The 24,592-nt window shown below is 46.4% G+C and carries 22 protein-coding genes; 19 read left to right on the top strand and 3 right to left on the bottom strand.

Annotated elements, in window-relative coordinates; translation table 11 throughout:
• Window positions 1-7: 7 nt before the first annotated feature.
• Complete coding sequence (locus BCY86_RS04055) at window positions 8-2,797, bottom strand: 2-oxoglutarate dehydrogenase E1 component (RefSeq protein ID WP_075276575.1); 2,790 nt, start codon at window positions 2,795-2,797, stop codon at window positions 8-10.
• Window positions 2,798-2,938: 141 nt separating this feature from the next.
• Here BCY86_RS04055 and BCY86_RS04060 point away from each other — a divergent pair, with 141 nt between their 5' ends.
• From BCY86_RS04060 to BCY86_RS04100, 8 genes are all read left to right on the top strand, one after another.
• Window positions 2,939-3,604: a DNA-3-methyladenine glycosylase gene (locus BCY86_RS04060; RefSeq protein ID WP_075276576.1), complete on the top strand. Its 666-nt coding sequence runs from the start codon at window positions 2,939-2,941 to the stop codon at window positions 3,602-3,604.
• Window positions 3,601-4,005, top strand: a complete 405-nt coding sequence (locus BCY86_RS04065) for a dihydroneopterin aldolase (RefSeq protein ID WP_075276577.1) — start codon at window positions 3,601-3,603, stop codon at window positions 4,003-4,005. Before BCY86_RS04060 ends, BCY86_RS04065 begins: the two co-directional genes overlap by 4 nt.
• Window positions 4,006-5,713: 1,708 nt before the next feature.
• The gene (locus BCY86_RS04085; RefSeq protein WP_075276581.1) at window positions 5,714-5,947 is read left to right on the top strand and encodes a hypothetical protein; all 234 of its coding nucleotides are present in this window, start codon (window positions 5,714-5,716) and stop codon (window positions 5,945-5,947) included.
• Between the two features lie 682 nt (window positions 5,948-6,629).
• A complete protein-coding gene (locus BCY86_RS09735) occupies window positions 6,630-6,821 on the top strand; it encodes a hypothetical protein (RefSeq protein WP_156865064.1) in 192 nt (63 codons plus the stop codon).
• 673 nt (window positions 6,822-7,494) lie between these two features.
• Window positions 7,495-8,094, top strand: coding sequence for an RCC1 domain-containing protein (locus BCY86_RS04090; RefSeq protein ID WP_172824793.1), 600 nt, complete (start codon window positions 7,495-7,497; stop codon window positions 8,092-8,094).
• A gap of 1,053 nt (window positions 8,095-9,147) precedes the next feature.
• Window positions 9,148-9,291, top strand: coding sequence for a hypothetical protein (locus tag BCY86_RS09740; protein ID WP_156865065.1), 144 nt, complete (start codon window positions 9,148-9,150; stop codon window positions 9,289-9,291).
• A gap of 134 nt (window positions 9,292-9,425) precedes the next feature.
• Window positions 9,426-9,761 carry an alpha/beta hydrolase gene (locus tag BCY86_RS10730; protein WP_420814552.1) on the top strand — a complete coding sequence of 112 codons (336 nt, stop codon included), beginning with the start codon at window positions 9,426-9,428 and terminating at the stop codon, window positions 9,759-9,761.
• Between the two features lie 123 nt (window positions 9,762-9,884).
• The gene (locus BCY86_RS04100) at window positions 9,885-10,424 is read left to right on the top strand and encodes a hypothetical protein (RefSeq protein WP_156865066.1); all 540 of its coding nucleotides are present in this window, start codon (window positions 9,885-9,887) and stop codon (window positions 10,422-10,424) included.
• Between the two features lie 1,033 nt (window positions 10,425-11,457).
• On the opposite strand, the gene BCY86_RS10735 is transcribed toward BCY86_RS04100, so the two are convergent.
• Window positions 11,458-11,634: a GNAT family N-acetyltransferase gene (locus BCY86_RS10735; RefSeq protein ID WP_216636032.1), complete on the bottom strand. Its 177-nt coding sequence runs from the start codon at window positions 11,632-11,634 to the stop codon at window positions 11,458-11,460.
• Between the two features lie 1,158 nt (window positions 11,635-12,792).
• Between BCY86_RS10735 and BCY86_RS04115 the strand changes: the two genes are divergently transcribed.
• From BCY86_RS04115 to BCY86_RS04155, 8 genes are all read left to right on the top strand, one after another.
• Window positions 12,793-13,821, top strand: coding sequence for a ComEC/Rec2 family competence protein (locus BCY86_RS04115; RefSeq protein ID WP_083604179.1), 1,029 nt, complete (start codon window positions 12,793-12,795; stop codon window positions 13,819-13,821).
• Between the two features lie 49 nt (window positions 13,822-13,870).
• Window positions 13,871-14,605, top strand: coding sequence for a bifunctional demethylmenaquinone methyltransferase/2-methoxy-6-polyprenyl-1,4-benzoquinol methylase UbiE (ubiE, locus tag BCY86_RS04120; RefSeq protein WP_075276587.1), 735 nt, complete (start codon window positions 13,871-13,873; stop codon window positions 14,603-14,605).
• A 4-nt stretch (window positions 14,606-14,609) separates the two neighbouring features.
• On the top strand, window positions 14,610-15,989 hold the full coding sequence (locus BCY86_RS04125; RefSeq protein WP_075276588.1) for an isochorismate synthase: 1,380 nt from the start codon (window positions 14,610-14,612) through the stop codon (window positions 15,987-15,989).
• The gene (gene menD, locus BCY86_RS04130; RefSeq protein WP_075276589.1) at window positions 15,986-17,767 is read left to right on the top strand and encodes a 2-succinyl-5-enolpyruvyl-6-hydroxy-3-cyclohexene-1-carboxylic-acid synthase; all 1,782 of its coding nucleotides are present in this window, start codon (window positions 15,986-15,988) and stop codon (window positions 17,765-17,767) included. Before BCY86_RS04125 ends, menD begins: the two co-directional genes overlap by 4 nt.
• A gap of 362 nt (window positions 17,768-18,129) precedes the next feature.
• Entirely contained in the window at window positions 18,130-18,558 is a 429-nt protein-coding gene (locus BCY86_RS04140; protein ID WP_075276592.1) for an alpha/beta hydrolase family protein, read from the top strand.
• Between the two features lie 114 nt (window positions 18,559-18,672).
• Window positions 18,673-19,497 (top strand): 1,4-dihydroxy-2-naphthoyl-CoA synthase, encoded by an 825-nt coding sequence (gene menB, locus BCY86_RS04145; RefSeq protein ID WP_075277572.1) that lies wholly within the window; start codon window positions 18,673-18,675, stop codon window positions 19,495-19,497.
• A gap of 11 nt (window positions 19,498-19,508) precedes the next feature.
• Window positions 19,509-20,417 (top strand): 1,4-dihydroxy-2-naphthoate octaprenyltransferase, encoded by a 909-nt coding sequence (gene menA, locus BCY86_RS04150; protein WP_075276594.1) that lies wholly within the window; start codon window positions 19,509-19,511, stop codon window positions 20,415-20,417.
• Between the two features lie 6 nt (window positions 20,418-20,423).
• The gene (locus tag BCY86_RS04155) at window positions 20,424-21,968 is read left to right on the top strand and encodes a class I adenylate-forming enzyme family protein (RefSeq protein ID WP_075276597.1); all 1,545 of its coding nucleotides are present in this window, start codon (window positions 20,424-20,426) and stop codon (window positions 21,966-21,968) included.
• On the opposite strand, the gene BCY86_RS04160 is transcribed toward BCY86_RS04155, so the two are convergent.
• Complete coding sequence (locus tag BCY86_RS04160; protein ID WP_075276599.1) at window positions 21,949-22,458, bottom strand: acyl-CoA thioesterase; 510 nt, start codon at window positions 22,456-22,458, stop codon at window positions 21,949-21,951. The two genes, BCY86_RS04155 and BCY86_RS04160, sit on opposite strands and share 20 nt — an antisense overlap.
• 429 nt (window positions 22,459-22,887) lie before the next feature.
• Here BCY86_RS04160 and BCY86_RS04165 point away from each other — a divergent pair, with 429 nt between their 5' ends.
• The 3 genes from BCY86_RS04165 (at window position 22,888) to BCY86_RS04175 (ending at window position 23,797) form a co-directional block, all read left to right on the top strand.
• Window positions 22,888-23,205, top strand: a complete 318-nt coding sequence (locus tag BCY86_RS04165; RefSeq protein WP_075276602.1) for an SUMF1/EgtB/PvdO family nonheme iron enzyme — start codon at window positions 22,888-22,890, stop codon at window positions 23,203-23,205.
• Window positions 23,206-23,214: 9 nt separating this feature from the next.
• Window positions 23,215-23,433 carry a hypothetical protein gene (locus BCY86_RS04170; protein ID WP_075276604.1) on the top strand — a complete coding sequence of 73 codons (219 nt, stop codon included), beginning with the start codon at window positions 23,215-23,217 and terminating at the stop codon, window positions 23,431-23,433.
• Window positions 23,434-23,611: 178 nt separating this feature from the next.
• On the top strand, window positions 23,612-23,797 hold the full coding sequence (locus tag BCY86_RS04175; protein ID WP_075276606.1) for a hypothetical protein: 186 nt from the start codon (window positions 23,612-23,614) through the stop codon (window positions 23,795-23,797).
• The last annotated feature ends 795 nt before the right edge of the window (window positions 23,798-24,592 follow it).

Raw genomic sequence — 24,592 nt, forward strand, 5'->3', positions numbered from 1 at the left:
TCCCCTTCTATTTTTTGCTCTTGAAGGCTTGATCAAGAAGCACTTTTTGCTCGAGATCATGGCTCGCTTTGCTTCCTGTTGCAGGGCTTGCGCTTTCTGGGCGTGCAACAACCGAGAGAGGAAAATCGTTCCCTAACCATTCTTCCTGGCGTGCATTCATAAAGTACCAACCACCCATATTGAGCGGCTCTTCTTGTACCCACACAACAGGTATCCCCTTTTTGTATTGTTGAAGGCACCTTAGGAGGAAAGGGGAGATGGGATATAACTGCTCCAGGCGGAGGATGGCAGTGTCGTATTGTTTTTTTTCTTCTCTCGTTTTGAGGAGATCGTAATAGACTTTGCCACTTGTGAGCAAAATTGTCTTTGCTTTTGAGAATTCAACAGTTGGGTCTCCTAGGATGCGCTGAAAGCCACCTTCTGTAAACTCTTTCAGGCGCGATGTTGCATCGGGATGTCGAAGTAAACTCTTGGGTGTGAAGACAACGAGCGGCTTGCGAAGAGGTCGATGGACTTGTCTTCGCAATAGGTGGAAAAATTGAGCTGGAGTCGTTGGCGTACAGATTTGAATGTTGTCATTGGAAGCAAGCTGTAAGAAACGCTCAATGCGTGCACTGGAGTGCTCTGGCCCAGCCCCTTCGTAACCGTGTGGGAGAAGGAGTACCAATCCGCTGAGCCGCCTCCATTTATCTTCTGCGGAGGCGATAAATTGATCGACAATCACTTGAGCAGAATTCCAAAAATCACCGAATTGGGCTTCCCACAGCACGAGCCCATCTGGATAGTCAAGACTATAACCGTACTCAAAACCTAACACCCCTGCTTCAGAAAGAGGGCTGTTGTAGATTTGAAGAGAGGCTTGGCCTGGAGAAAGGTGATTGAGAGGAATATAGGATTCTCCGGACTCCATATCCAATAAGACCGCATGTCGATGACTGAATGTTCCTCTTTGAACATCCTGTCCAGTGAGACGAATAGGGATTTTCTCGACAAGGAGCGAAGCAAACGCCAAGTGCTCTCCCGCTCCCCAGTCGAGCGGTTGATCGGCGAGTGCCCGCTCTTTTCTTTGTTCGATCAGGCGCACCACTTTCGGATGGGCTTTGAAAGAAGAAGGGATGATCGAAAGCTGATCGAGCAAGTGGAGAAGAGTTTTCTTGGGGATAGCTGTTGTCCCTTCAGGAGTCTTTTTGTCTGATCCTCCTTTGTAAGGAGTCCAAAGCCCTTGCATGGTGCTCGGCTTCTGATTGTAATCCCCTTTTCTAGCCTCTTCGAGGGCTTGATCGAGTATTTTTGTGCACTCTTGGATAATCGTGTCTGCTTCGTTCTGTGTAACTTCTCCCAAAGTGGTGAGGTGTTGAACATACATCTCTCGCACCGTTGGTTTCTGATCGATCCGTGCATACATGAGCGGTTGGGTATAGCGGGGCTCATCGCCTTCGTTGTGTCCATGTTTTCGATAGCAGTACATATCGATGACGACATCGGTAGCAAATTGTTGACGAAATGCGATCGCTAATTTGGTTACTTGAATCACAGCTTCAGGATCTTCTCCGTTGACATGGAAGACGGGGATCCCGAGCATGTGGGTGATGTCTGTACAGTAGCGAGTAGAGCGCGCGTCTTCTGGATTGGTGGTGAAGCCGATCTGATTGTTGACGACGAGATGAACCGTGCCTCCTGTGGAATAACCGGGGAGTTTGGATAAATTCAGGGTTTCCATGACAATCCCTTGACCTATAAAAGAAGCGTCTCCGTGGATGAGAAGAGGCATGACCACCTTCTGCTTCTCTCTATCCTGCTTCGCGCGCACTCGCCCTTCAACGACGGGATTGACCCACTCGAGGTGGCTTGGATTGAAAGCGAGAGATAAATGTACTAGCGCCCCATTCTTAGTGACCCGATCGCTGGAATAGCCGAGGTGGTATTTAACATCTCCTGATCCTAAGAATCGTTCTGGATGTTTATCGTCGAAGGCTGCGAAGAGTTCTCGTGGATTTTTCCCAAGGATATTGATCAACACATTCAATCGGCCGCGGTGAGCCATCCCAATAACGATCTCTTGCACTCCATACGTGCTTGCTGTTTCCACCAAAAGATCGATGAGAGCGATCATACTTTCTGCGCCTTCCAGTGAAAACCGTTTCGCTCCCACGTAGTTTTTATAGAGGAATTGCTCTAGGATTTCAGCGTCTGTCAATTTTTTCAGGATGTATAAGAGTTCACTACGGTTGAGTGCAGCGCGGTTTTGAGTGGACTCCATCTTCTCTTGCAGCCATTGCTGTGCCTTTGGATTTTCAATATGAGTGAATTCGACGCCAATCGATCTGCAGTAAGTAATCTGTAGATGGTCGATGATGGTTTGAAGAGGAGCACTTGAAGGGAGCCCTGCAACCCCTACCGTAGGGAATACTTTTTCTAGATCATTTTCAGTTAATCCGAAGTGGCTAAGGTGAAGTTCAGAGGCTGCTTGTATATTCTCTTTGAGGGGATCTAAGTGAGCAAATAGATGCCCTCGGGTTCGATACGTATTCACCAGTTTGTACATGCGTGCTTGAACTGCGACTTCCGACAGTTCGATTGCAGCGAGGGTTCTTTCTCGGGAAGGCGTGGTGTATGTAAGCATGTCTTGCAGCGTCGAATCCAAGCAGGTTACATTCCCTTCCATGGTTTCAAAAAACGTGTGCCAATTGTCAGAAACGGACTTAGGCCTGTACAAATATTCAGTATAAAGTTCTTCTACGTAGCCTGCATTGATTCCGAATTCATAGAATGTTTTTGAGGGAGCTTGCTTACACATAGAAAAACCTTAAAGCAGATAAGTTTGGAGCTGGATCAAGAATTCATTCCTTAGATAATTATTTAAATATAGCCAAGACAAAGTATAGGCTTTAAACTCTATGATCTCTACTTTTTTGAGAGCATTATCAAGGACATTCCTGTGAAATTAGGCAATTCGAATGCAAGAATCTCTTTCTATCCCCTTGTTCGTTATCGATTGCCACGCTCTTTTTATGCGTGTGATGCGTTAGAACTCGCTCCGAAGCTGATCGGCTGTTACGTGGTGCACCGGCTTTCTCCGATACGGATTGGTAGAATTGTAGAGGTGGAGGCATATCGAGGGCCAGACGATGCTGCCTGTCATGCGCGTGTAGGGTTGACCAAGCGAACAAAAACTTTGTTGGGAGAGGAAGGTCATGCTTATATATTCCGTATCTATGGAATGTATGATTGTTTAAATGTTGTATGCGGCAGTAAAGGTTGGGGGCATGCGGTATTAATTCGTGGAGTAGAACCTGTGTTGGGATTTCCAGAAGGGAAACGTACGGATGGTCCGGGGAGGGTCTGTAACGCCCTCGGAATTACTAAGGATGATGATGGGTGCACTCTTGTTGGAGAGGCTCTCTACCTCCTGCCCCGTACCTCCTCTCCTGTGATTCAGACAAGCGCGCGGGTAGGCGTTGCCTATGCAGGTGCGTATGCAGAGCAGCCCTGGAGATTTTTGGATGCCTCGAGCCCCCATGTTTCTCGTCCCCCTTCACGGATGATCGGGCTTGGAAATCAAACGGGTGAAAATCGAAGCAACACTAACCCTTTTAGGCTATGAGTATCTCGCTAGTGGGATTTCCTCTTTCTCATTATAGAATTAGACTTGAGAATATCCGATTTCGGGCCAATCACGGGGCGTTAGCTCCAGAGCGCCAATTGCTGCAAGATTTTCTTGTTACCGTGGAGATGCATCTTCCCGCTACGCATTTGGTGCAATCGAATAATCAGCTCGAGGTGTTTGATTATAGCTCCATCGCGGATATGGTGGTGAAAGAAGGTACAAAGCAAACTTACCATTTTCTTGAGGCAGTGGCTCAATCCGTCATCAACCGTATTTTTCGGGATACTCCTGCCATTCAAGTGCGTGTGGCGGTTACGAAGCTTCAACCTCCTACAAAGCATAGCGTGGATGCAGTGACTGTGGAGCTGATTGCGGATCAATCACTTACCAATCCATAAACTTTCTCAGAGGGGAGGTTGCTTAAAAGACTAGTAAGTAAAATGTCTCATTGAAGAGGTAAAAACGGGGCAGAAGAAAAGGAGGAATCCTTTTCTTCTAGGGGTAGGGGTGTAGCTTGTTATGAGCATGGGGGATTTACTCGCTAGATTCGAAGTCCGAATGTTGTCTTTTGTTGGAGATGCGATGTGAAGAGCTAGAAGGGCTACTTTCCGAGCACGATGGAGAGGCGTGAACGAACCTATCCAACAGTACTTCTCCTTTTTTTGCTATATACACTAACATCTTTTCATCTCCCCGCCAGGCAAATAACTTGCAATCAAATAATTGTTTCTTCTGTACTATCTAGAAGAAGAACAGCAACTTCTTCTATATCGTTGAAGGTGAGGATCAGTTTCTCAAGGTTTTTTGTGCCTTCAAGGAGGGCTTCTACCATTTGTCTAGTCACTATCGCGCCGTTCACGGCTACGACATCTCAATCCAGCTCTGTGAGATTTTTAGGATAAGCAAGAGCTTGATAAAATCCGAAATTGCTTTATTGCTTTTTTTAGAGTATTGATGGAATTCTTCAGTGGAATCTGAATCGCTATCACTTTCGCAGTATCCAAGATGTTCCTCATTTATTTCCATCTTAAGTCTCTTGATCTCAGACGTGGACCAATTCACCAAATCCTTAAACCCATTTTGTGTAAAATCACGATCTGATAAGCAAAGCAATAAGTGAAACAAAAAGGAGATTGCTGAGCATTGTATCTCCAAGTTGATCGCCATGCAAATGAGGCTCTTGCAATGTTTTTAATTCTTTAAGCCTTTCAAATTTATTATAAAATGGCTTGTCATCTCTGTCTACCTAACTATTTCCATATAAAGATAAATGTATAAGCTCCGTGACAGCAGCTATCTCTTCAAGTCAAGGTTAGAAAAAATTTCTCCTGTGATGTCCTTGAGATTCATGGAGATCTTTCTCAAGCTCTTTTTTAAGACTGATTCTGTCAAGCCCTTAAAGTATTCTTCGAAATGTGCTCATCAAGATTCAAGATACCGAACTGAGAGTTTGTTAAAAAGTCCATTGTAGGATCCGTGAAGTCACTCACCGTTACTTCAACTTTAGAATCCTTTAACTCTAAATGAGTCTCATCTGGTTTCGTATCACTCGTATTTTCTATACTTGTAAAATGGATCAATGGGATTCATCTTTATTTATCTTTATCCTCCTGCGTCATTGTGGGCGCAAACCCATGGATACGTCCTTCCTTCTCCTCTATCCCCTATCCACAGCACACCCATACCCCTAGCCCTATCAGTCCTACCCCTAGTTTATTCTTTTACTCATCCGGGTTATGTTTTTCTCTATTTTTTCAAGCAAGTTTATGTCCTTTTGGTTGCCCTCCCATACGAGAAAGATGCATTAAATAAGTCTGGTCCCTGTTCTTTTTCTCCCAACCTCACTCTCTTGATTGCATATTGTAATTTATGATCGTGGAAGGATAAAAAGGAGAATAGAGAAAAAAACTGGTATTTATGGCGATTTTTCTAAGTCGGGAGAGGTTTTGAGTGCTCTCTTGGGGAAAGATCTATAGAAAAAGAAAATGTAGGGTCTATGTGAGTTTTTAAATAGATTGCGAGAGGAGGAGAATGATAGGAGTTGCTATATCTTGCTTTCTGTAGGGAGTAGGGATGAAGAACTCCTGATTCTTTTTGAGAAAGGGGATGAGTAGAGATGCGGAATTATGGAAGGGATATGGGGTAGGAGCAGCTTTGATGAAGCTGAGGATACGGACGGGACGTGGACAGGGGATGGAAGGACATATCCATGGGTTTATGTTTCCGATGATGAAGGGGGTAGAAGGTCCTGTCTGTAAGTCTGTGTCTGTAGAAATGGAAGGGGAAGATAAGATAGGGATGAATGGAGTGTCTACTGAGGGGGGGGTTATTTCTAGCTGAATCCGTGAATGACATTGTGTGAGTGAAATGACTGAAAAGCTGATGGTGGAACGCTCGCTTATCAGCGGCAGTTGGTCTTCTGAGAATCCAGTTGTATACAGTTTCATTAAAGTTATATGTCCATCCATTACATTGTGATGATCACGAATCATCGATTTCTTAATCTCTTTCTTTATACTTAGGTGAGGTAAGCGTTTCTTTTCTTACCGTCAGTGTATTAAATGGATGATGGCTCTTCTAGTTTGGGATTGTAGTGAGGGCGGAGGGGATGAGCGATTTGAGGGGGATGTGGGCTGGGGGGATTTTTCAGCGATCAGCTCTTAAAAACAAATCTGCTGTTTGATATCGCGGTGGTGGGGTAGAACCAGAAGGTCTTAACTGGAGGCAATGGAAGCTGATTGAGAAAGATACAGATGCGGTGGAGCGGAAGAATCGCGGACAGAAGATGTGAGTGAAATGGGATCGAAGGAACAATATTTTTATTTAATAAAAAGCTAGGAAAATGGAACAGGGCTTCTACTTTTGTCGCAGCGGGTAGTTCGTACACGTGCGGGTTAAAATAGGATGGGTCTCTTCTCTGTTGGGAGAATTACGGCTTGGGTAATGTACCTGGTGATGGACTAAATTTCCCCGTCTCAACGGGTTTCTCTCGTACGTGTAGGATCAAGTTGGGGGGGAGACCGTGTGCTGGGGATATAACGACGAATATGGACATCAGACGGAGGTCCCTGTTTATCGTTTGGTGTCTGTGGGTGAATATCAGACGTGTGCGATTAAAGTGGGAGGAGGGGTCAGTTGGTGGGGCTATGGCCATATGGGGCTCCCTGAGGGACTCTATCGAGCTGTTTCAGTGGGTAGTGGACGTGCATGTTAAATTAGAGCCGATGAGACGATCTCATGCTGGAACCATCACGGCTTATTTGAACTGGGTGCTCCTGAGGGTACTTGTAAGGCGATCTCTGTAAGGAGTAGACATGCGTGTAAGTGACGAAAGAGGCTGAGATTTGCTGTTAGCCTTGGGGTTTTCCAGATTTCTGTTTCTATGGGGAGACGACTGTTCCAGAGAGGTCGTGTGAGTACAGTTCGGTTTCAGTAGTTTCTCTTTATGTATGTGGTTTAAAAAGACGGACAGTATTCTATGTTGGGGGGATAACCGGTTCGATTAGATAGGTGTCCTTCTCGGCACCTACGTTTCGGCTTCAGCTGGCAGCCTTCATACCTGTGGAGTGACATGGCTTAGCGACAATGTTGTGGTTATAATAATTATGGTCAGTTAGGAATTCCTTGAGGCGTGTCTGGTGCGAAATAATTCTCTAGGGTTTGGTTTCTGTTGTGTGCTATTAAGCTTTCACTGTGGGGATGCTCCGTCCAAAGAAACGGTATCTGTTTCAGCAGGAGGTGCTCATACCTGCCAGAAGCAAGTGAACAATCAAGTCCGTTGTTGGGGATCAAACAGCAAAGGCCAGACTTCTATCCCTGAGGGGGAATATAGATCTGTCTCAACGGGGGGTCAGTACACATGCGCAATACGATTAAGTAGGGAACTCGTGTGCTGGGGAGATCATGCTTGGGGGCAGACGGAAGTCCCTCAAGGTCAATATACGTTTGTTGCAGCTGGGAATGCGCATGCATGCGCGATAGCATTGGGGCAGCTTGTCTGTTGGGGGGATGGTAGCCACGGTCAGACCCATGCACCTCAAGGGGAAGGATATACACTTGTTTCAGCTGGTGGGTTACATACCTGTGCTTTAAGAAATTATCAGGTTGAGTGCTTTGGGTCTAACGATGCAGGGCAGACCAATGTCCCTAAAGGGGAATACGTAGAAGTTTCAGCTGGTGGGTTACATACCTGTGCGATTGACAAAGAGAAAAGGGTGATTTGTTGGGGATCAAACAGCAAAGGCCAGATCGTTGTGCCCAATGAAGGACAGTATATCCAGGTATCTGCTGGCGGGTTTCACACCTGTGCTCTCGATAGAAACGGTGAGATTATCTGTTGGGGGGATAATAAAAAAGGCCAGACTATCGTACCTCAGGGAATCTATCAGTCGGTTTCTTCAGGTAGTGAGCATACCTGTGCTGTCACGCAGAAAGGTGCGGTTGTCTGTTGGGGTGCGAATCACTTGAGACAAACAGACGTGATTTAATGATTTTCTCATGCTCATGATGGTGTGGTGGGGGGATGATGCGGGTTTAGATACAGCGAGCGGTGTCCAGACATAAGTTTTTTCTTACCTTAGGGTGTTTGACTTTTACGTGGATATTTTTCATAGGATGAATAGGGGGTATGCCCGTAGCCAGCAGAAGGAAGACGTCTAATAGTGTTTATGAGGAATGAATATTGTTTGGGATGCGTCTAATTTTATCCCGCTCTCTCATCATTTACGGGTTATTTATCCTTTGGGGTATGGTAACATGTGATGGTGAGGGCTAGGAATGGTTTGTATAGGCTGATCCCATATCATGAAATGGCTCCTTCTTCTATTGATTCTTTAGTGGAATGTAGATGGCTGAGGGTCTCCCAGACACGGGTGCGCCTTAAGAAGTCGCTTGGACCTTATGTTGTTCGGTTTAAATCCTCTAGCTCTTAACGGAATGCTCCTCTGCTCTATCTCGATAGGTGCCTGGAAAGAGTGTGAGAGTGTATTTTGACCTTTATTAAAAAAGGGATAGGCGTTGAAATCGCGGATCGATTGGGATAAGATTTTATTCCTATCTCCCAGCGTGGAACGGAATACTCCTATCCTTTTATTTCTTGTGAATGATTTTCTGCAAAACAAAAGAGTGGAAGAGTGTGTGTGAATCAATATCAATCGCGGGGTTTTGGTTTAAAAACATTCAACACGGTTGAAAGTGTGTCGGATGTGGCCTGCTTGCGAAGGCATTGATATTTTAAACTTGTGCTGTAGGAGCGCTCATGTGGAACGTTTCTTGCGGGATTGAGTCTCAGAAATTACCCTGACTCGTGAAGAGTCTCATCCTAGAAGGGGCAATGCTTGGATATCGGTTAGATAACATTGAGAGAGTCCAATCTTTCCCTTAGAGCAGGAGGGTGATTTGCTCCTAGTATATGTGTTTATCACATAGCGGTGTATGTCCGGAAGAATTCATCCGTGTGGATTTAAATCCGGAGACAGATTATCAAATTGCTCTTTCTAAACTGGAGAAAAAGGCGGTGGATTTGAGTGGCGATCTTCTTTATGACCAAAAACCTCTTTGAGGAATTGATCATGAGCGGCCTCTCTTTGGTCAGTACCCGTTCTTCCATTATTCTGGCAGCTTATGTGCTTGATCATTTGACTTATATAAGATTTTATCGATCGGTTTGGGCCAATGATTCGTAGGGCAGGAGAGTTCACTAAGCTCATTAGTGCTAATGTCTGTATTGCCTGCCGTTAATTGTTGTGAATAGGTTCAATTTGATCATTCGTGGCTTGAGGTGAATCCCTCTCCTCTGCCTGCTTTTTTGGTTTCTCAGATGGAAGTTCGGCAATTGATCTGTGGGTCCCTCTTGAAAAGGATTCAAGAAGACTTCTCTGCCTTTTTTTCTAGTGAGATAGACGCCAACAAGGCTCGCGTTCCCATGCTCTTTCTGAGCGGGAGACTCGATTCATGGACTCCTTTATCATCGTTTGAGTCAGACAGTCGGCGATTTACAGAGGCACAGTATGTGGAAAGTCCATGCTTAGGGCAGTCTTTTATCACAGAGGGGAAAAATTGTGCATGGAGCATCATGAGCTCTTTCCTGGCAGATCCTACGAAACGAATTGATACTTCCTATCCGTCAAATTTCTGTTCCCAGTTTTTGCATTAAGGCAAAAATCCTACAAGGACCTGTGTAATCTTTTGAATGAAGTCTCGGGGAAAGTTGAAAATAGAGTGGTGGCCCCTCCGAAATTTTACACGAACTTTTCACGAAAGAGCTGCACTCGTTGTCATGATAGAACTTCCAAGGCGTTTGCTACCTTCCTCCCGTCGTTTCCTGCTTGATCCTTACGTCAAGAGGGAGCTATCGGCAAGGCAAATTGCTGGAGGGACTGTTTCCTCCAAGTCTACTGTTCTTAACGCACTGCGATACTTTGGCATCCCGATTCGCGAACCACCTCACCCCTACGGCCAAAACTCCTTTCCCTCATTCTGGCTACGAAAAGATCCGTGGAAGATTAGAGTATATCCCAAAGAACAAAACATAATTGCTGTCATTGAGCAACTTCACGCTGAGGGGATGAGCCTGAAAGACATCACTGGGCTTTTAACCAAGATGAAAATACACACGGCACACAACGGTTACATCGCTTACCCGCCAGTGGCAAATGGGATCCCTCTTTTGCGTGGAATTGGAAAACTCTCTCCTTGCTTAACTTTTCTTCAAAACGGGCAAACTCAGTGTAACTCACATCTTAATAATGCAGTCAACGTTTTCAATGGGTCTTGGATCAGGACTGCCTTCTTCTTCCAAATAGAGAGGAGCTGTTGAACCACCCACAAAGACTAACTCATACTTCGGGTCCCCAGGACATTGGCCACAATTTCAATCATCTGAAAGCTAGCATGACTACGCCTTATAGTCATTTCCTGCGCGAATCATTTTAACCAGTTCATCCTTAGAAAAGCCTGTTTCCTGGCCTTTCCTATCCTTGAAAGCATAATCAGGGCTAAGTAGCGATACATCCTGGGATTTGCTAGAGTGGCTAGAGGCGCGCACGCGCACTTCTTGTAGAGAGGTGAAACACTGAGTCTTCTGCTTTTGCCCTTGGCATAAGGCCAAACGTATGCTTCTTGCTCATTGGCTACAATAAGCTCTTTGAGTAATGAGGCTGAGTGAGCTGTTGGTATGCCTTGTGCTGTCGGTCCAATTTGGACTGGACAACAGTGTTTCAATCCTTACAGCAGAAAATCTTCCATCTCAGTGTGCCAGTGCATTCCAGTTCTGGATCAAAACGAGAAGCTTTCTCAAGCGCTTAATGGCTTTCTGGGCTTCATTCTTACTGAGGTGTATAGATTCCACTAGGGGCATAATTCGCTAGCGTCCCTGGTTCCAGAGATGCAGCTTGATAAGAACTATGACGTCTTGTGGCTTTATCCCAGGATCGAGGAAAAGTTTCTAGGAAAAATATGGAAATAGTATCTAATCCTTTATAATAAAAGGTTTTTAGTTATTTTCTTTGAATCGTGTGGCTGGAAACTATTACTTATACCCTTTATTCAGTATCCACTTAAGTGAAATTTCCTTACGGGCCTTGTAACTCCTCCAAATACGGTGGAGTCTGTCTTACAGTGTGCTATTTGCGCAGATGAATGCTCATAAATGCCTAGAGGCGCTGACAGAACTTAGCGAATCAATCTCAATCAAAGCCACCAAGACTTTGCGACTGAGATTAACAAGGAAATTGAGGCCTACGTGATTACACAGTTTGGATTCAACTGCTGATGTAAAATTCGTATAATTGAGACCAATAAATTCCAATAGTTCTCTTGTCTCTTTGAGTTCTGTGGCCCGTAGAATATATCTATATTTTTATATTTTCCCAGTGGCTACTTGCATACTTTATGAAATCTTTCACCTCCTCCATGGTTATTGGCTCACGCAAAAAACCTATCACCTTTGGATCTTGGTTGATGCGATAGTAGGCTGCTGCATCTTTCACTTGCCAAGTTCTAAGGATTAATCGTTTTGCCTCTATCACTTTTATAAGAAGTTCAATTTATTTTCAGCATTCAGCATTGTTCAGAGATTTTTTCCAAAGGAACTTGCTTCGCGAAAGCGGCTATTAAGATGAATGGCTACAGATTGCTGTGATGCTCTAATTAAACGAGGTTTGATGGCTAATTTCTTCTGTATCTCGCGCTGTGGCGGGTGCTGAACCCAGCAGGCATCTACTATAAGGCGATGTGCTGGTGGGTAACCAAACCAAAAAGTTCACCTTCACGGACTTGAATAGCGTCACAGGCTGCGCGGCATTCAGGAGACGTGCCCTATAGCAGTTATCATATGGAACCTCGGCAAAAGGAAAAATGACCCTACAGCCAGAACATTCGCAGATAGATTGACCTAATGCATTCCCTGTAAACGCCCTCGAAAAATAATTCAAGAAGATTGTAGCTAATGCTTTTCCAGTAAACGATCGAAAATCATATGTCCCATACTTGGAACGACTTCGAGACGGGTGTTTTAACCACCTTGGCCGTTCTGATTCCGCCTTCAGAAGAGATCAGAACGTCTTTCTCCCCAGGAATGAATAAGGCTGGTGGGCTCTCTTTTTCTAGCAATGATGATAGGCTTCCCACGTTGTTTTGACAAAGGATGTGGTTCTAGGCGACGCCTACTGGATGACTTATCGAACTCTCCACTGTTGTTACAGACATTGAGGCAACACTGATCAAACAGTCAGGATGATAAGTGCTTAATGGCTGAGCGATTGTCCTTCCCGTTAAGTGTCCTACGACATGAGCCTTTTGTACTCCAGAGGAGAGTTTTACTAAAGGCTCTGGCGCTCCGTTTTTGGTCATAAGCGCATTGACGAATCCTTATTCAGATCATTTTTTTAGTGGCGGAGTATCTGGGGTCTTTCACCAGATCATTTACAGATCTGATCAGTGATCTGGATCTGGAAGTACGTTTGCCAAACTCAGAGACTGTTCCAGATGATTTTTTAAATCTGGAAACCTCAAAAATCTAGTCCTCTTATGCGGGTGATTTGTGATAGGGGCTTTTTTGGTTGAGTTTAGGTTTCAGGCCTTGGTACTAATTTGTAGGTAAATATAGCCATGGCCTTTTTAAAACGCTGTGTGGTATGGGTGTAGACACAGACGATGGTATAGATAATTAATGGATCGTGAGAAGAATGGCATTCGTGCTCTTAGTCTTGGTTTTCTCGAGCTTGCAGTGTGGGGGGAGCTTTGGATGGATCTCTGAAGCATCGGCTCAATCGGTTGTTGTGCCCTCTGTTTCCTGTGGTTCGGGGGCAAAGATGAAAGTTCACTTTTACAATGTGGGGGAAGGGCTTGCTGTGCTGATCGCCCTTCCGGATCGGCGTCATATTCTAGTGGATACAGGCGATTTTCCTCGGCGGCAGGGGTGTGGTTCAGTCTGTAGCGAAGCGCACTCTCACTTGATCGACCAACTGGAACGTGATTTAAAGGGGGCACCCATTGATATGCTTTGGATCACTCACCTGCATTCCGATCACATAGGGGGAGCATCGCTGGTGCTGCGTACATTTAAAGTGAATGCCTACGTAGATAATGGACAAGGAAAGAAGCAAAATACGGTGCGTCGTATTCGGACGATGGCAAGGCGGAGGAGGGTTCGTGTTGTTACAGTCGATCCAGGGCATCGGGACCTCCCTATAGAAAGTTCTTCTGCGCTTCAAATAAGAGCGATTGTCCCTCCTCGATGGCCGAAGCCATGTCATATCAACCCAAACAATTGCTCGATTGGATTACGGGTTGATTACTGTAACTCTTCTGTCCTTTTTATAGGTGATGCTGAGGCAGAAGAGGAGAAACTTCTGGATCTGTTAGGATCGATTACTTTGTTTCAGGTAGGGCATCATGGGAGCGATACCTCCTCAAGTGAATCTTTTTTGAGCAAACTAATGCCTAAGTATGCTGTGATCTCAGCAGGTCGAGCAGAAGAAGGTCTCAATCGGCATTACTGCCATCCTCACACTTCTGCAGTTGTTCGGGTTAATGCAGCGTTAGGAGGTTCTTTTTCTGTTCCTATGCGGGTATTTGATAATCGAATGCGGTGCAATCAAGCGAGAGAGGAAGATTGGAAAAGCGTTCTCACGAGCGATAGACTTTGGATTACCTCACGGGATGGGGATATTGTGTTGACCACCACGGGTGATGGAGTCTTTCAGCGAGAATAAGAGAAAGCAGATCCTGGGCAGGTACTACAAAAACGGTTGAGTTAAGTCAATGGAACGAGACAGGAGATTGGAACAGTCAGCAGCGAAAGTGCGAGAGGGGAGTGGCAAAATGTTCGATGGGATTGCTCAGCGCTATGACTTGCTCAATCGGGTTCTCTCCCTAGGAATGGATCGGGGATGGCGACGGCGGGTGGCCATGGAATTGCAACTCCCTTCTGAAGCTCGTGTTCTCGATCTTGCGACAGGCACTTCCGATCTTGCGATTGAGATCCTTTGCCAGTTCCCTCATGTGACGGTGGAAGGGGTGGACCCTTCTCACCAGATGCTTGCGATTGGAAGAGAGAAATTGGAGTCGTTGGGGCTGAACGAGCGAGTTCGTTTGTCCTATGGACAGGCAGAAAAATTAGCATTTCAAGATGCATCGTTTGATGCAGTGGTGATCGCGTTTGGAATCCGGAATGTGCAAGATCGGAAGGGGGCTTTGCGGGAAATGGCCAGAGTGACGAAACCTGGAGGTCAAGTGGCTATCTTGGAATTATCCGAACCTCAACGTGGCTGGATGTCTTCTTTAGCCCGTTTTTATATTCATACCCTGGTCCCCTGGGTGGGGGCTGCTTTGTCGGGTACCAGGGAATACCGATACCTGGCCAAGTCAATCGCTTCCTTTCCACCTTCTGATCGCTTGATTGAGATGATGGAGGAATCCCAGTTACAATGTGTCAAGAAGATCCCTTTTCTGTTTGGAGTTGTGATGCTCTATATTGCTCGTTCTAGGTGGGAATAGAGTTATGCTTTCGTTTGAAGAAGCGGGGCTGGAAGAATTTAGTCACAGTGCTGCCCCGGACCAACTTGTATCGCTAACCTGGGCAGTAGAGCCTATGGAAGTAGATCATTTTCTAGAGGTGGTGAAAGAGGGGACTGCGTGGCTTTGGGATCCATCAAAGGAAGGGGAAGGAGACAAATGGTCATTTGCAGGGTGGGGAGAGACTTTAAGACTGGAGGTAAGAGAGGATTTATCTTGCGAAGGAGAGAGAATTCTTATGCAGGCTATGGAGAAGAGAAACCCTGGTCATCTGGAAGTGCCGAGCCTCAGGCTGTTTGGGGGATTTGCTTTCGAATCAGATTGGGATCCGTCTTTTCCTTGGAAGAAATTCGGTTGCGCTAGTTTCTCTGTGCCACGCTGGAGTTACGGATGCTGTGGGGCTAAGGCTTTTTTGCGAATGACAGTACAGGGGAGAGATTGTCAGCATCGTTCTTCCCTTCTTGAGGAGATTGGAGGCGTACTTAAGAAAATAACCACATCGCCTTTCAAAATAGAGAATCGGAAACTGACATTCAGGAAAGTGGAAGGAGAAACGTTAGAGGAATGGGGTCAAAAGATTGAATCCATTCTGCGAGAAATTTCTCTTGGACATTTTAAGAAAGTGGTAATGGCTTGCCGCAGTCGCCTTGAAGCGGAGATGCCTTTGAATGGAGTGGATATCGTTAGGCGCTTCAAAGGGAGGCATGGGGATCGTGTTCGGTTTCTTATGCAGCGAGGAGATTTTTGGTTTGTCGGTTCTACTCCAGAATTGCTTGTGGAGCGAAGGGAAAAGTGGATCAGGACAGACGCTCTTGCTGGATCCGTTGTATTGGACGTTGATAGTCGACGCGAAGATTGTGAACAACGGAAGCAGGAACTCTTATCCAGTCTTAAAGATCGAGAAGAGCATGCTTTTGTGGTAGATTGGATCAAGGCCAGTCTGCGGCCATTCTGCCATAAGATAGATAGCCCTGATGTTCCTTTTATCCGTGAGCTTAAGGGGCTTGCCCATCTTTGGACTCCTATTGTAGCAGAATGTAGTCAAGAGGTACATGTGCTTGAATTGGTTCATGCGCTCCATCCAACCCCTGCTGTTTGTGGAATTCCAAGGGAGATCGCAAGAGCGTGGATCGCTGCTCATGAAACGTCTTCTCGTGGCTGGTATGCTGGACCTATTGGATGGTTTGATGCGAAAGGAGAGGGGGCATTTTTTGTTGGCATTCGATCGATGTTAGTACATGGAAGAACTGTGTGGGTGTATACAGGTGCTGGCATTTTGAGAGGTTCAGAGCCCGAAAAAGAATATAAGGAGATTGCGGCTAAGCAAGCCTCGCTCTTAATGTCTGTGGGGGATGTACAAAAATGACCAACCTTCATACAGCTTGGGCTCGTCTCATCATACGGAGTTTTGCTGACTCTGGTGTTCGTCATGTGGTGATCAGTCCTGGCTCCCGTTCTACTCCTCTTGCGCTAGCTGCTGCTGAGGAACAGGAAGTTCAGTGCCATGCTGTGGTCGATGAAAGAACAGCTGGTTTTTTTGCTCTTGGCCAGGGGCGCTGGGAGCGTAATCCAACGTTGCTGATCTGTACTTCAGGCACGGCGGGAGCTCATTACTTACCTGCCATCATAGAAGCAAGTCAATCTTATATCCCTCTTGTGGTGATGACCGCAGACCGTCCTTGGGAAGCTTACGATGCTGCTTTGTCTCAGACTACAGATCAAGTCAAACTGTTTGGAAATCATGTTCGACACTATGCTGAAATCGGCCTTCCTGATCCCCAGGAGATGGCCATGTTAGGAGCTCAACGCATTGCTGCTCAAGCCGTTTACCGTTCTCAGTATCCTGTCCCTGGTGTAGTGCACATCAATGCCCGTTTTCGTAAACCTCTTGAGCCTATCGTCATGCCCGCTGAAGAACCGTGGGAAGAGACCTATAGGAGAATTGTAGGTAATGGTCCTTCTCGCTTCTTCATTCCTCAAATGAGTGTCCATGAGGAGGCTATCGATCAACTGACTTATGCTTGCCTGCGGTCTCACTGTGGGTGGATTGCGTGTGGCCCTTCTCTGCATGTGGAACCGCAAGAGAAACTCTGTCGGGAAGTGGTCAAACTGGCCAAGGCATTGGGATTTGGGGTGCTTGCGGAAATCGCGAGTGGAGTCCGATGTGGACTTGATCCAGCCCAAGTTGTAGCTCCTTCTTTTTTTGCTAGTCTGCTGCGGTCTTGCTCGTGGCATCGCAGTTTATGTCCTGACTTAATTCTTGAAATCAATGCTCCTCTTGTTTCAGAAGAATATCATAGTTGGGTCAGGAATCATCGTTGGATTGACCGTTACGTTGTCGCGCCTTATGGATGGAACGACTCTCAGGGGGGGGCTAGAATGCTGATCCATGGCCCCCCTAGCCAGGTTTTGTCTGGTATCCGGAGACGATTGGATCCTGGGGACAAACGATCTGTCGTTTCCTCATTAAAACAACTTCAAAAAGCAGATCGTTACGTTGAGAGTATTTTGGAGCAAGAGTGGCAGGGAGGTTCTCTGACTGAGGGGATGGTTGCTTTTTCTGTTATGCAGGCTCTTCAACAAGGGGATATCATGATGATTGGGAATAGCAATCCGATCCGACTTTTTGATCGCTATTGCCCGGTTAAAAAGAAGCCGATTTACGTGTTTCACCAACGAGGGGTGAGTGGAATTGACGGGTTAGTTGCGGGAGCAGTGGGAATTCAGAAGGTGGCCAAGAAGAGGATGGTTCTGGTGGTTGGAGATCTGTCCTTTTTGCACGATCTTGGAGGACTTGTACTCTGTCGTCAGGTGGAAGGACCTTTGGTTATTGTCGTGATCCATAATGGAGGGGGGCGTATTTTTGAACAGCTTCCTGTTGCTCGACAGCCTTCCCTCGCTCCTCTTCTCGAGCGTTATTTTGTTGTCTTCCATCATTTAACCTTTAAAGGGATAGCGGACATGTGTGGAGTCTATTATGTGCAGGTAACTGAACGTACACAACTGGCAGATGCTCTCACTTCTGGTCTTAATCAAAAGGGATGTACAGTGATTGAGGTGAAAGTCCCTCCTCATGATTCCCAACGGCGGTGGTCTGCTTTAGGGGCTCAGGTGGATGAATATTTAAAGAGAGTTTCTCAATGAGTTTTATCTGGGTTCAGGGAAGGTGGGAAAGGGAGGGAGAGCCTCCCTTACTTTGTATTCATGGTTTTATGGGTCATCCGTGTATGTGGAACGACTTTCTTAAATTTCTGTCCTATCCTGGGTCCTATAGGGTGTTTCCAGTTGCCAGGGCACAGTTTGAGGCCATGGTATCCTAGTGAATCTTCTTTTGATGGAGCCGTGGATGCACTTGCGCAAGATATACCCTTTCGGCGGCCATTTTGGATTCTCGCGTATTCAATGGGAACACGGTTGGGGCTTGCGCTGGCCTTGCGTTATCCTGCATGTGTACATGGTGTTTGTTTAGTTGGCGTGTATCCAGGGCTTGAGGATGCCAGTGAAAGATGGCAGCGGATCATGTGGGAGAGGGAGGAAGCGGATCAATTACTTTCAATGGATCCATCATTGTATCTCGGTATCTCGAGCGGTGGCGTAGTCAGCCCCTTTTCGTGAGTCAGCAATCTCTTCCTCTTGCTCTTCAGTTGCGTGAGAGCCGTATGAATCTTCAACATACCTCCTCAGGTTTTGCATGGGCTATGCGCATACTGGGATTGGAAAAAATGCCTGATTTGAGACCTGAATTAAGTTCTGTCTCGTGGCCTGTGATGCTGATTACAGGTGAGTTGGACACTAAATTCTGCTTGTTAGCAGAAGATTTCAGCAAGCAGTATCCTCATGTGAACCACATGATTGCTCCTCACGTGGGGCACAATGTTGTGATAGAAGCCCCATCTTGTATTGCAGGTTGGTTTAAAAAGGGGGTTAAAGGATAACTTTCTTTTCCTTTGGAGCGAGATAGTTCTCCTTTTAATTAAGAGGTTGACTCAATGGATAAAGTCAACTAGCCCCGTTTTAGGCTTAGATAATATTTGCATGAGGTGATCAGTGTGTCCTCGGTAGTATGGCAAAAGGCTGGTGATTTTGAAGACATTCGGTATGAAAAGAGTGCTGAAGGAATTGCAAAAATTACGATTCAGAGGCCTGAGGTGCGGAATGCGTTTCGCCCCAAAACCATTGAAGAAATGCAAGCCGTGTTTACAGATGTGCGAGATGACCTTTCTATCGGTGTAGCAATCCTTACAGGAGAAGGGGATCAAGCGTTTTGCGCAGGGGGAGATCAAAAGGTTAGAGGAGAAGGGGGATACGTTGGGCAAGATGGAATCCCGCGCCTTAATGTGCTCGATCTGCAGCGGCAAATACGGATGCTTCCCAAGCCTGTGATTGCAATGGTAGCAGGATATGCAATTGGGGGAGGACATGTCTTGCATATGGTTTGCGATTTGACGATTGCAGCTGAGAATGCGCGATTTGGTCAGACAGGACCTAAGGTAGGCAGTTTTGATGCAGGATATGGAGCCTCTTATATGGCCCGCATTATAGGTCAGAAAAAAGCGAGGGAAATATGGTTTCTCTGCCGACAATATACGGCTCAGCAGGCATTGGAAATGGGGCTTGTTAATGCTGTGGTCCCTTTGGAAGAGTTGGAGCGTGAGACCATTCAGTGGTGTCGAGAGATCCTGAAGCATAGCCCTACTGCGTTGCGTTTCTTGAAATCAGCTCTTAATGCAGATTGTGATGGACAGGCTGGACTACAAGAACTTGCGGGAAACGCAACGCTTCTTTTCTATTTGACTGAAGAAGCTAAGGAAGGGCAACGTGCATTTTTAGAAAGGCGAAAGCCCGACTTCAAGAAATATAAGCGATTTCCATAAAGGGAGGTTTGGTGAAAGAGGAGCGAGGTTTCCTTTCTACCCTTAACATCTGGTGGCTTGCTTGTAGGCCTGCTACGTTGACATTGACAGTAGCCCCAGTTTTGGTTGGCACTGCAGTGGCTTACGCCCAAGGACAAGTTCAGTGGCTTGTTTTCCTGATTACGTTGCTGGGAGGTCTCTTGATCCAGATCGCTACCAACCTAGCCAACGATCTGTTTGACTATGAAAAAGGGGCAGACACTGCTATGCGAGTAGGGCCTCTGCGTGTTACACAGGCTGGTCTTTTAACGACCGCTCAAATGAGAAAAGGGCTCTGGACAGTGTTGACCATGTCCTTGGGTGCAGGGGTATATCTAGTCTGGAAAGGGGGAATGATCCTTGCGATAGGAGGGATTCTTTCCCTTCTGTCCGCTGTGGCGTATACGGCAGGTCCTTATCCCCTGGCATATCATGGGCTTGGTGATCTTTTTGTGATGCTTTGCTTCGGGTTCTTCGGGGTGTGCGGGACGGTTCTTGTGCAGTGCGGTTTAATTCCGAAGCTGGCTTATATGGCCTCCGTCCCTGTAGGGGCTATGGCTACGTCAGTGCTTGTCGTCAATCATATTCGCGATAGAGATGAAGATGCGGCCTGTAATAAACGTACGCTTGTTGTCAAATGGGGAACTTCTTTTGGTCAAAAAGAATACCAATTTCTCTTAGGTACTGCTTATGGTATGGTCATTTGGATTGGATTTTCGGGTCTCTGCTCAAAAGGGGTTTGGCTGCCTTGCTTGACCTTCCCCTACGGGTGGAAATTAAGACGTGCGGTTCTTAACAAACCCAGACAGGAGCTCAATGAGGTGTTAAAAAAAACGGTTCAATTGTCTTTCTTCTTTTCTTTGCTGATGGCAATAGGACTTCTCTTCCCTTCCTTGGATTGAACGGATATGTTAAGCAGCTGGCCATTCTTTTCTCCTGCTTTTGATTCCCTTTGCATATTGCAGGCTGCTGATGAAGCACCTGATCAAATTGCTCTCATTTCACGATCGCGGACTTATTCGTTTCGCGAATTAGCTCAGTCAGTCCAATTGATCGCTGCGCAGCTTGCTCCTTTTATCCAGGAAGAGAGACGGATGGCTCTTCTACGCGTATCGACTGGAGTAGAGTCTCTTTTGGTTATCTATGCACTTTTGCAGTGTCGGATCCCTTTTGTTCCTTTGCATCCTCGTCTGACCTCTTTTGAAGAGGAGACCATCGCTCAGGATGTTGGGACGGATCTTCTAATAAAAGTTGATCCTGATCGAGGAATTCTACCCAACATTTTACAGGCTATCGATACTTCCAATGCACCTTTCTTTCCTCTGGATTTAGCAGTGTTGATGTATACCTCGGGTACTACGGGTAAGCCCAAGGGAGCGCTTCTTTCACGCTCCGCATTGATGGCTAGTGCGCAAGCGAGTGCTGCTCGCCTCGGATGGAATTCAAAAGACCGATGGCTTTTGTGTATGCCTATCTGTCATATGGGTGGACTGTCTATCGTCCTCCGTACACTTATTGCTAGGCGATGTGTTGTTGTTGAATCTGGGTTCGATCCAGACGCGGTTCTCTGGCGAATTGAGCGTGATCGGGTTACGTTACTTTCCCTGGTTCCTTCGATGTTACAGCGTTTGCTCAGTATCGATCGAAGGAATATTCTCTCTCGACTTCGCGCTCTTCTTCTAGGGGGAGCTCCTACCCCTGTTCGTTTAATAGAGGAAGGCAAGAAGCGAGGAGTGCCTATTCTTCTAACATATGGATTGACGGAGGCCTGCTCTCAAGTAGCTACTCAGATGCCAGGACAAGAAATCGGCGAGGAGGGATGTGTGGGCTATCCGTTACCTGGCTGGTCGGTCGAAGTTGTAGGGGAGAAAGGGGACGGGCTGATCGGGGGAGATGTGGGACGGATTCGGATTCGGGGTTCTTCTCTGATGACGGGATACTGGAGACATCCCCCTTTAACAGAAGATGGATTTGATACAGGAGATCTGGGACGGATCGATGAAAAAGGTCTTCTGTACATTTATGGGAGAAGGACGGATTTGATGATTACAGGAGGGGAAAACGTATATCATGCTGAAGTCGAGCACGCGATCCAAGCTTGTCCGGGAGTCCTGAGAGTTTTGGTGTTTGGCGTTCCGGATGAAGTATGGGGTCAGCGAGTAGCTGCTCTCATTGAGGTGGATCCTGGACAGACTATTTCAGAATATGCCCTTTGGGAAACAATCTGCTCCCGTCTTGCTCCGTATAAGAGGCCAAGACTGGTCGCTTTGGTTCCCTCTCTTCCTTTGTTACAACAGGGGAAAATCGATAGGAATCAAGCGCGGATCCATTTTGAACGTTGGCTCCGTCCGTGGCCACCCCCTTCCTTTGAGCTCACAGAAAAAAAACGCGTTTCGCATCCTTGCGATTCTTTTAGCACAGATGATTTCTCTATCACTCTGTCTTATCGGTAAGCCAGGTGCGAATAGAAGGAGGAAGAGGGGATGGCCGATGGTGAATGATGTCCAGGCAAACATGGACAGTGCTACCTGAGGCTGCTTTTTGATAGAACGCTCCCTGTTTGCAAATGCGATAGGCAAGAGTGAAGGAAGTCTTGCCTAGAAAGACAGATGTGATCTCCACGCGTAGCCGATCTCCAAAACGGAGAGGGAGGTGATAATCAGCTCTTGCGTGTACTAAAGGGAATAAAAAAGTTTGTGGATGGGCTGAATGAAAAGAGAGAGGGGATTGATGACCAATCCATTCCATGTAGGCGTCGTGGAAATATTCAAAGAACCTAGCAAAAAAGACAATCCCCGCCGCATCGACATCTTGAAAACGAACGGATCGTTCCGTTTTAAAAATCCATTCTGTTTCTGTTGAAACAGAAGACAAACCTGGGTTGTCTATATGCTCCTTTGCAATGAGAGGCTTGGAGGAGTGTGTTCTTGCTTTGAATTGCATTCAACGTGAGCTTACTCTTTATATTAACATTTTGGATTGATCCATCAGAGGATTCATATATAGCTCACCCATTAGTTTGCTCTTTATTACTGCCTGTGTAAAGTGATTTAATGAAGGAGTTAAATGGGGGATGGGAGGAAACAGCCTGTTGGTTAATCTGACCTGATCTATTGGGGCGGAGGGATTATCTGTGTGATGACAGGGGGGTGCCAAAAGGATAGGTTTTTTAGATCATCAGAAGGGGATATCCCAGAATGGATACACCTCGAGAGAGAAACAATGACTTCGGGTTTTGCTTCGGGCGTGATCCGGGAACCCTGCATTTTTAAATCCTTTTGGATGCTCCAAACACCGATTACAGTAGAATAGTATCGTGCGTGTATACAGGCTCAAGCATTTCGGGTTCCTAGTTTAAATACAGCACCCTGTATGGCTAAACAGGGGTCTTGGTACTTGCAATCGACCTATTCGGAAGAGCCTTTGCACGATCAACTCCCCGTCACTTGTATAACCTTCCAAGAAGCGGCCTCGTACTGTCGGTGGATAGGAGGAAAGCTCTTCACTTTGGAGTGGCTATTGGCAGCACAGGGGAAAGGTGTGCGGTTGTATGCTTGGGGAAATGAACAGAAAACCTGTGCGCATCATGGGTTCCACGATTATTTTGCGGGGGGATGGAGCCTGTGTTGGGAGGGGGAGTGGGGAACCCAAAATGCGCTTTGGGTCAAGCAACATCCAGCTGGGAAATAGCCATCGGGGATGGAGGATGTGCTTTTCACTCTTGCAGAGTTGCTGGCTGGTGCTAAGAACTCTAACCTTGGGGCATGTGCTTCAAATGCTTCATATATTGTGGGAACAGGCGCTTGCTCTGCTACGATTGAATGGGTGGGACCTGTGGTCCAGTGGGTTCGAGATGCGGGAGTCAGCAAAGAGCAAGTTCCTTATGGATTTCGATGTATGATGAATGAAGGAAACTGAATGAGGGGGAAGAGGGGATGCCTATGACTGATGCTGTTCATCTTTCTATTCCTCGTCTCCTTTGGATCGGGATCGGATCATAAAGAATCAGTCCTCTTGCAGCTTCACGCGCTGCTAGAATTTTGCTTTTTGGCACTCTCTTACTCTCATAAAAAAGGTAACCTCGTGGGATGGAACAATGGTCGAATTCGTCTTAGCAGATGCTTGGGTAGTCTGTTCGCTACGTGCTGTTGATGTGTGTCCAGATGAACTCGATCCGCCCCAAGAGATTCTTTTAACTCACGATCGACATTTGGAAGCATTGAAATTGAAGATGAAAGGGGTGACATGTGGCCTTCCTGCAGTAGATGAGGCACTATCCTAGAAGGTGAGCCTGGGATATCAATGGTATGTGCTAAGGAAGGAAGAAACATATAACTGAGACTTAGGAATAGCTCCCTATCGTGCGGTTGAACTGATGGAGAAAAAGAACTGTTCCTATTTGGTTCATGAAGGTGGTCAGCAATCTTAACAAGCATCTAAGCAAAAAGTAAAAAATCGGTCTCGGAATCGGATCGGCCTCTTATTGAATTGTGTATTGCCTCCAGGCTGTGTCAGTAAGCTCCCGGTATTAGCAGGGGGAGAAGCGCTCTTTCTGCCTATGTATGAGCAAAAACAACTATTAGAAATGGTCCGTAAACGTTCCCAGGTTCTGTGTTATCTTATGCTGAGTTAGCTTCTGCAGCCACTCAATGAAGCTATGTCTTGCGCTCTTCATCGGAAGAGAGAAAGGGAAGTGAGCGAGTGTGTTGAAACCTATCCCCCAGAGCAAGACAGCCATGAGAAAGAGAGATAAAAGTAAGATCAGGGTGTCAATTTAGTGGCTGCTGTGCAGCTCCATAAGATACGATCTCGAGCTAGGAAATATTTGCGCTCCTGGCATGAAATGGAAGTGCGCGATCCCACCGAGGGGGCTCTCCTTCAGGACGTTAACAGAGGAGAATTAGAAACCTAATTCTTGGCACTAGCGAGGAAGTCCGTTGGTTCCGCATAGACCGAGCGGGGGGCTTCCCCATGGAGACATATCCTTTCTCCGAAAGGAGGGGATTCAGGACGTCTGGAAGAAGGACAATAGTTGGAAAGAATGAAAAAGGATTGGGCAGATATCGATATCCAGGAT

This window comes from Pajaroellobacter abortibovis, assembly GCF_001931505.1.
In the GTDB taxonomy this organism is placed as follows: domain Bacteria; phylum Myxococcota_A; class Polyangia; order Polyangiales; family Polyangiaceae; genus Pajaroellobacter; species Pajaroellobacter abortibovis.

Bases quoted from the DNA above. Each gene is read 5' to 3' on its own strand.
- BCY86_RS04055 (WP_075276575.1), bottom strand. From the start codon at position 2,797: ATGTGTAAGCAAGCTCCCTCAAAAACATTCTATGAATTCGGAATCAAT.
- BCY86_RS04065 (WP_075276577.1), top strand. From the start codon at position 3,601: ATGAGTATCTCGCTAGTGGGATTTCCTCTTTCTCATTATAGAATTAGA.
- BCY86_RS04085 (WP_075276581.1), top strand. From the start codon at position 5,714: ATGAGTAGAGATGCGGAATTATGGAAGGGATATGGGGTAGGAGCAGCT.
- BCY86_RS09740 (WP_156865065.1), top strand. From the start codon at position 9,148: ATGACCAAAAACCTCTTTGAGGAATTGATCATGAGCGGCCTCTCTTTG.
- BCY86_RS10730 (WP_420814552.1), top strand. From the start codon at position 9,426: ATGGAAGTTCGGCAATTGATCTGTGGGTCCCTCTTGAAAAGGATTCAA.
- BCY86_RS04100 (WP_156865066.1), top strand. From the start codon at position 9,885: ATGATAGAACTTCCAAGGCGTTTGCTACCTTCCTCCCGTCGTTTCCTG.
- BCY86_RS04115 (WP_083604179.1), top strand. From the start codon at position 12,793: ATGGCATTCGTGCTCTTAGTCTTGGTTTTCTCGAGCTTGCAGTGTGGG.
- ubiE (WP_075276587.1), top strand. From the start codon at position 13,871: ATGGAACGAGACAGGAGATTGGAACAGTCAGCAGCGAAAGTGCGAGAG.
- BCY86_RS04125 (WP_075276588.1), top strand. From the start codon at position 14,610: ATGCTTTCGTTTGAAGAAGCGGGGCTGGAAGAATTTAGTCACAGTGCT.
- menD (WP_075276589.1), top strand. From the start codon at position 15,986: ATGACCAACCTTCATACAGCTTGGGCTCGTCTCATCATACGGAGTTTT.
- BCY86_RS04140 (WP_075276592.1), top strand. From the start codon at position 18,130: ATGGCAGCGGATCATGTGGGAGAGGGAGGAAGCGGATCAATTACTTTC.
- BCY86_RS04155 (WP_075276597.1), top strand. From the start codon at position 20,424: ATGTTAAGCAGCTGGCCATTCTTTTCTCCTGCTTTTGATTCCCTTTGC.
- BCY86_RS04160 (WP_075276599.1), bottom strand. From the start codon at position 22,458: ATGCAATTCAAAGCAAGAACACACTCCTCCAAGCCTCTCATTGCAAAG.
- BCY86_RS04165 (WP_075276602.1), top strand. From the start codon at position 22,888: ATGGCTAAACAGGGGTCTTGGTACTTGCAATCGACCTATTCGGAAGAG.
- BCY86_RS04170 (WP_075276604.1), top strand. From the start codon at position 23,215: ATGGAGGATGTGCTTTTCACTCTTGCAGAGTTGCTGGCTGGTGCTAAG.
- BCY86_RS04175 (WP_075276606.1), top strand. From the start codon at position 23,612: ATGGTCGAATTCGTCTTAGCAGATGCTTGGGTAGTCTGTTCGCTACGT.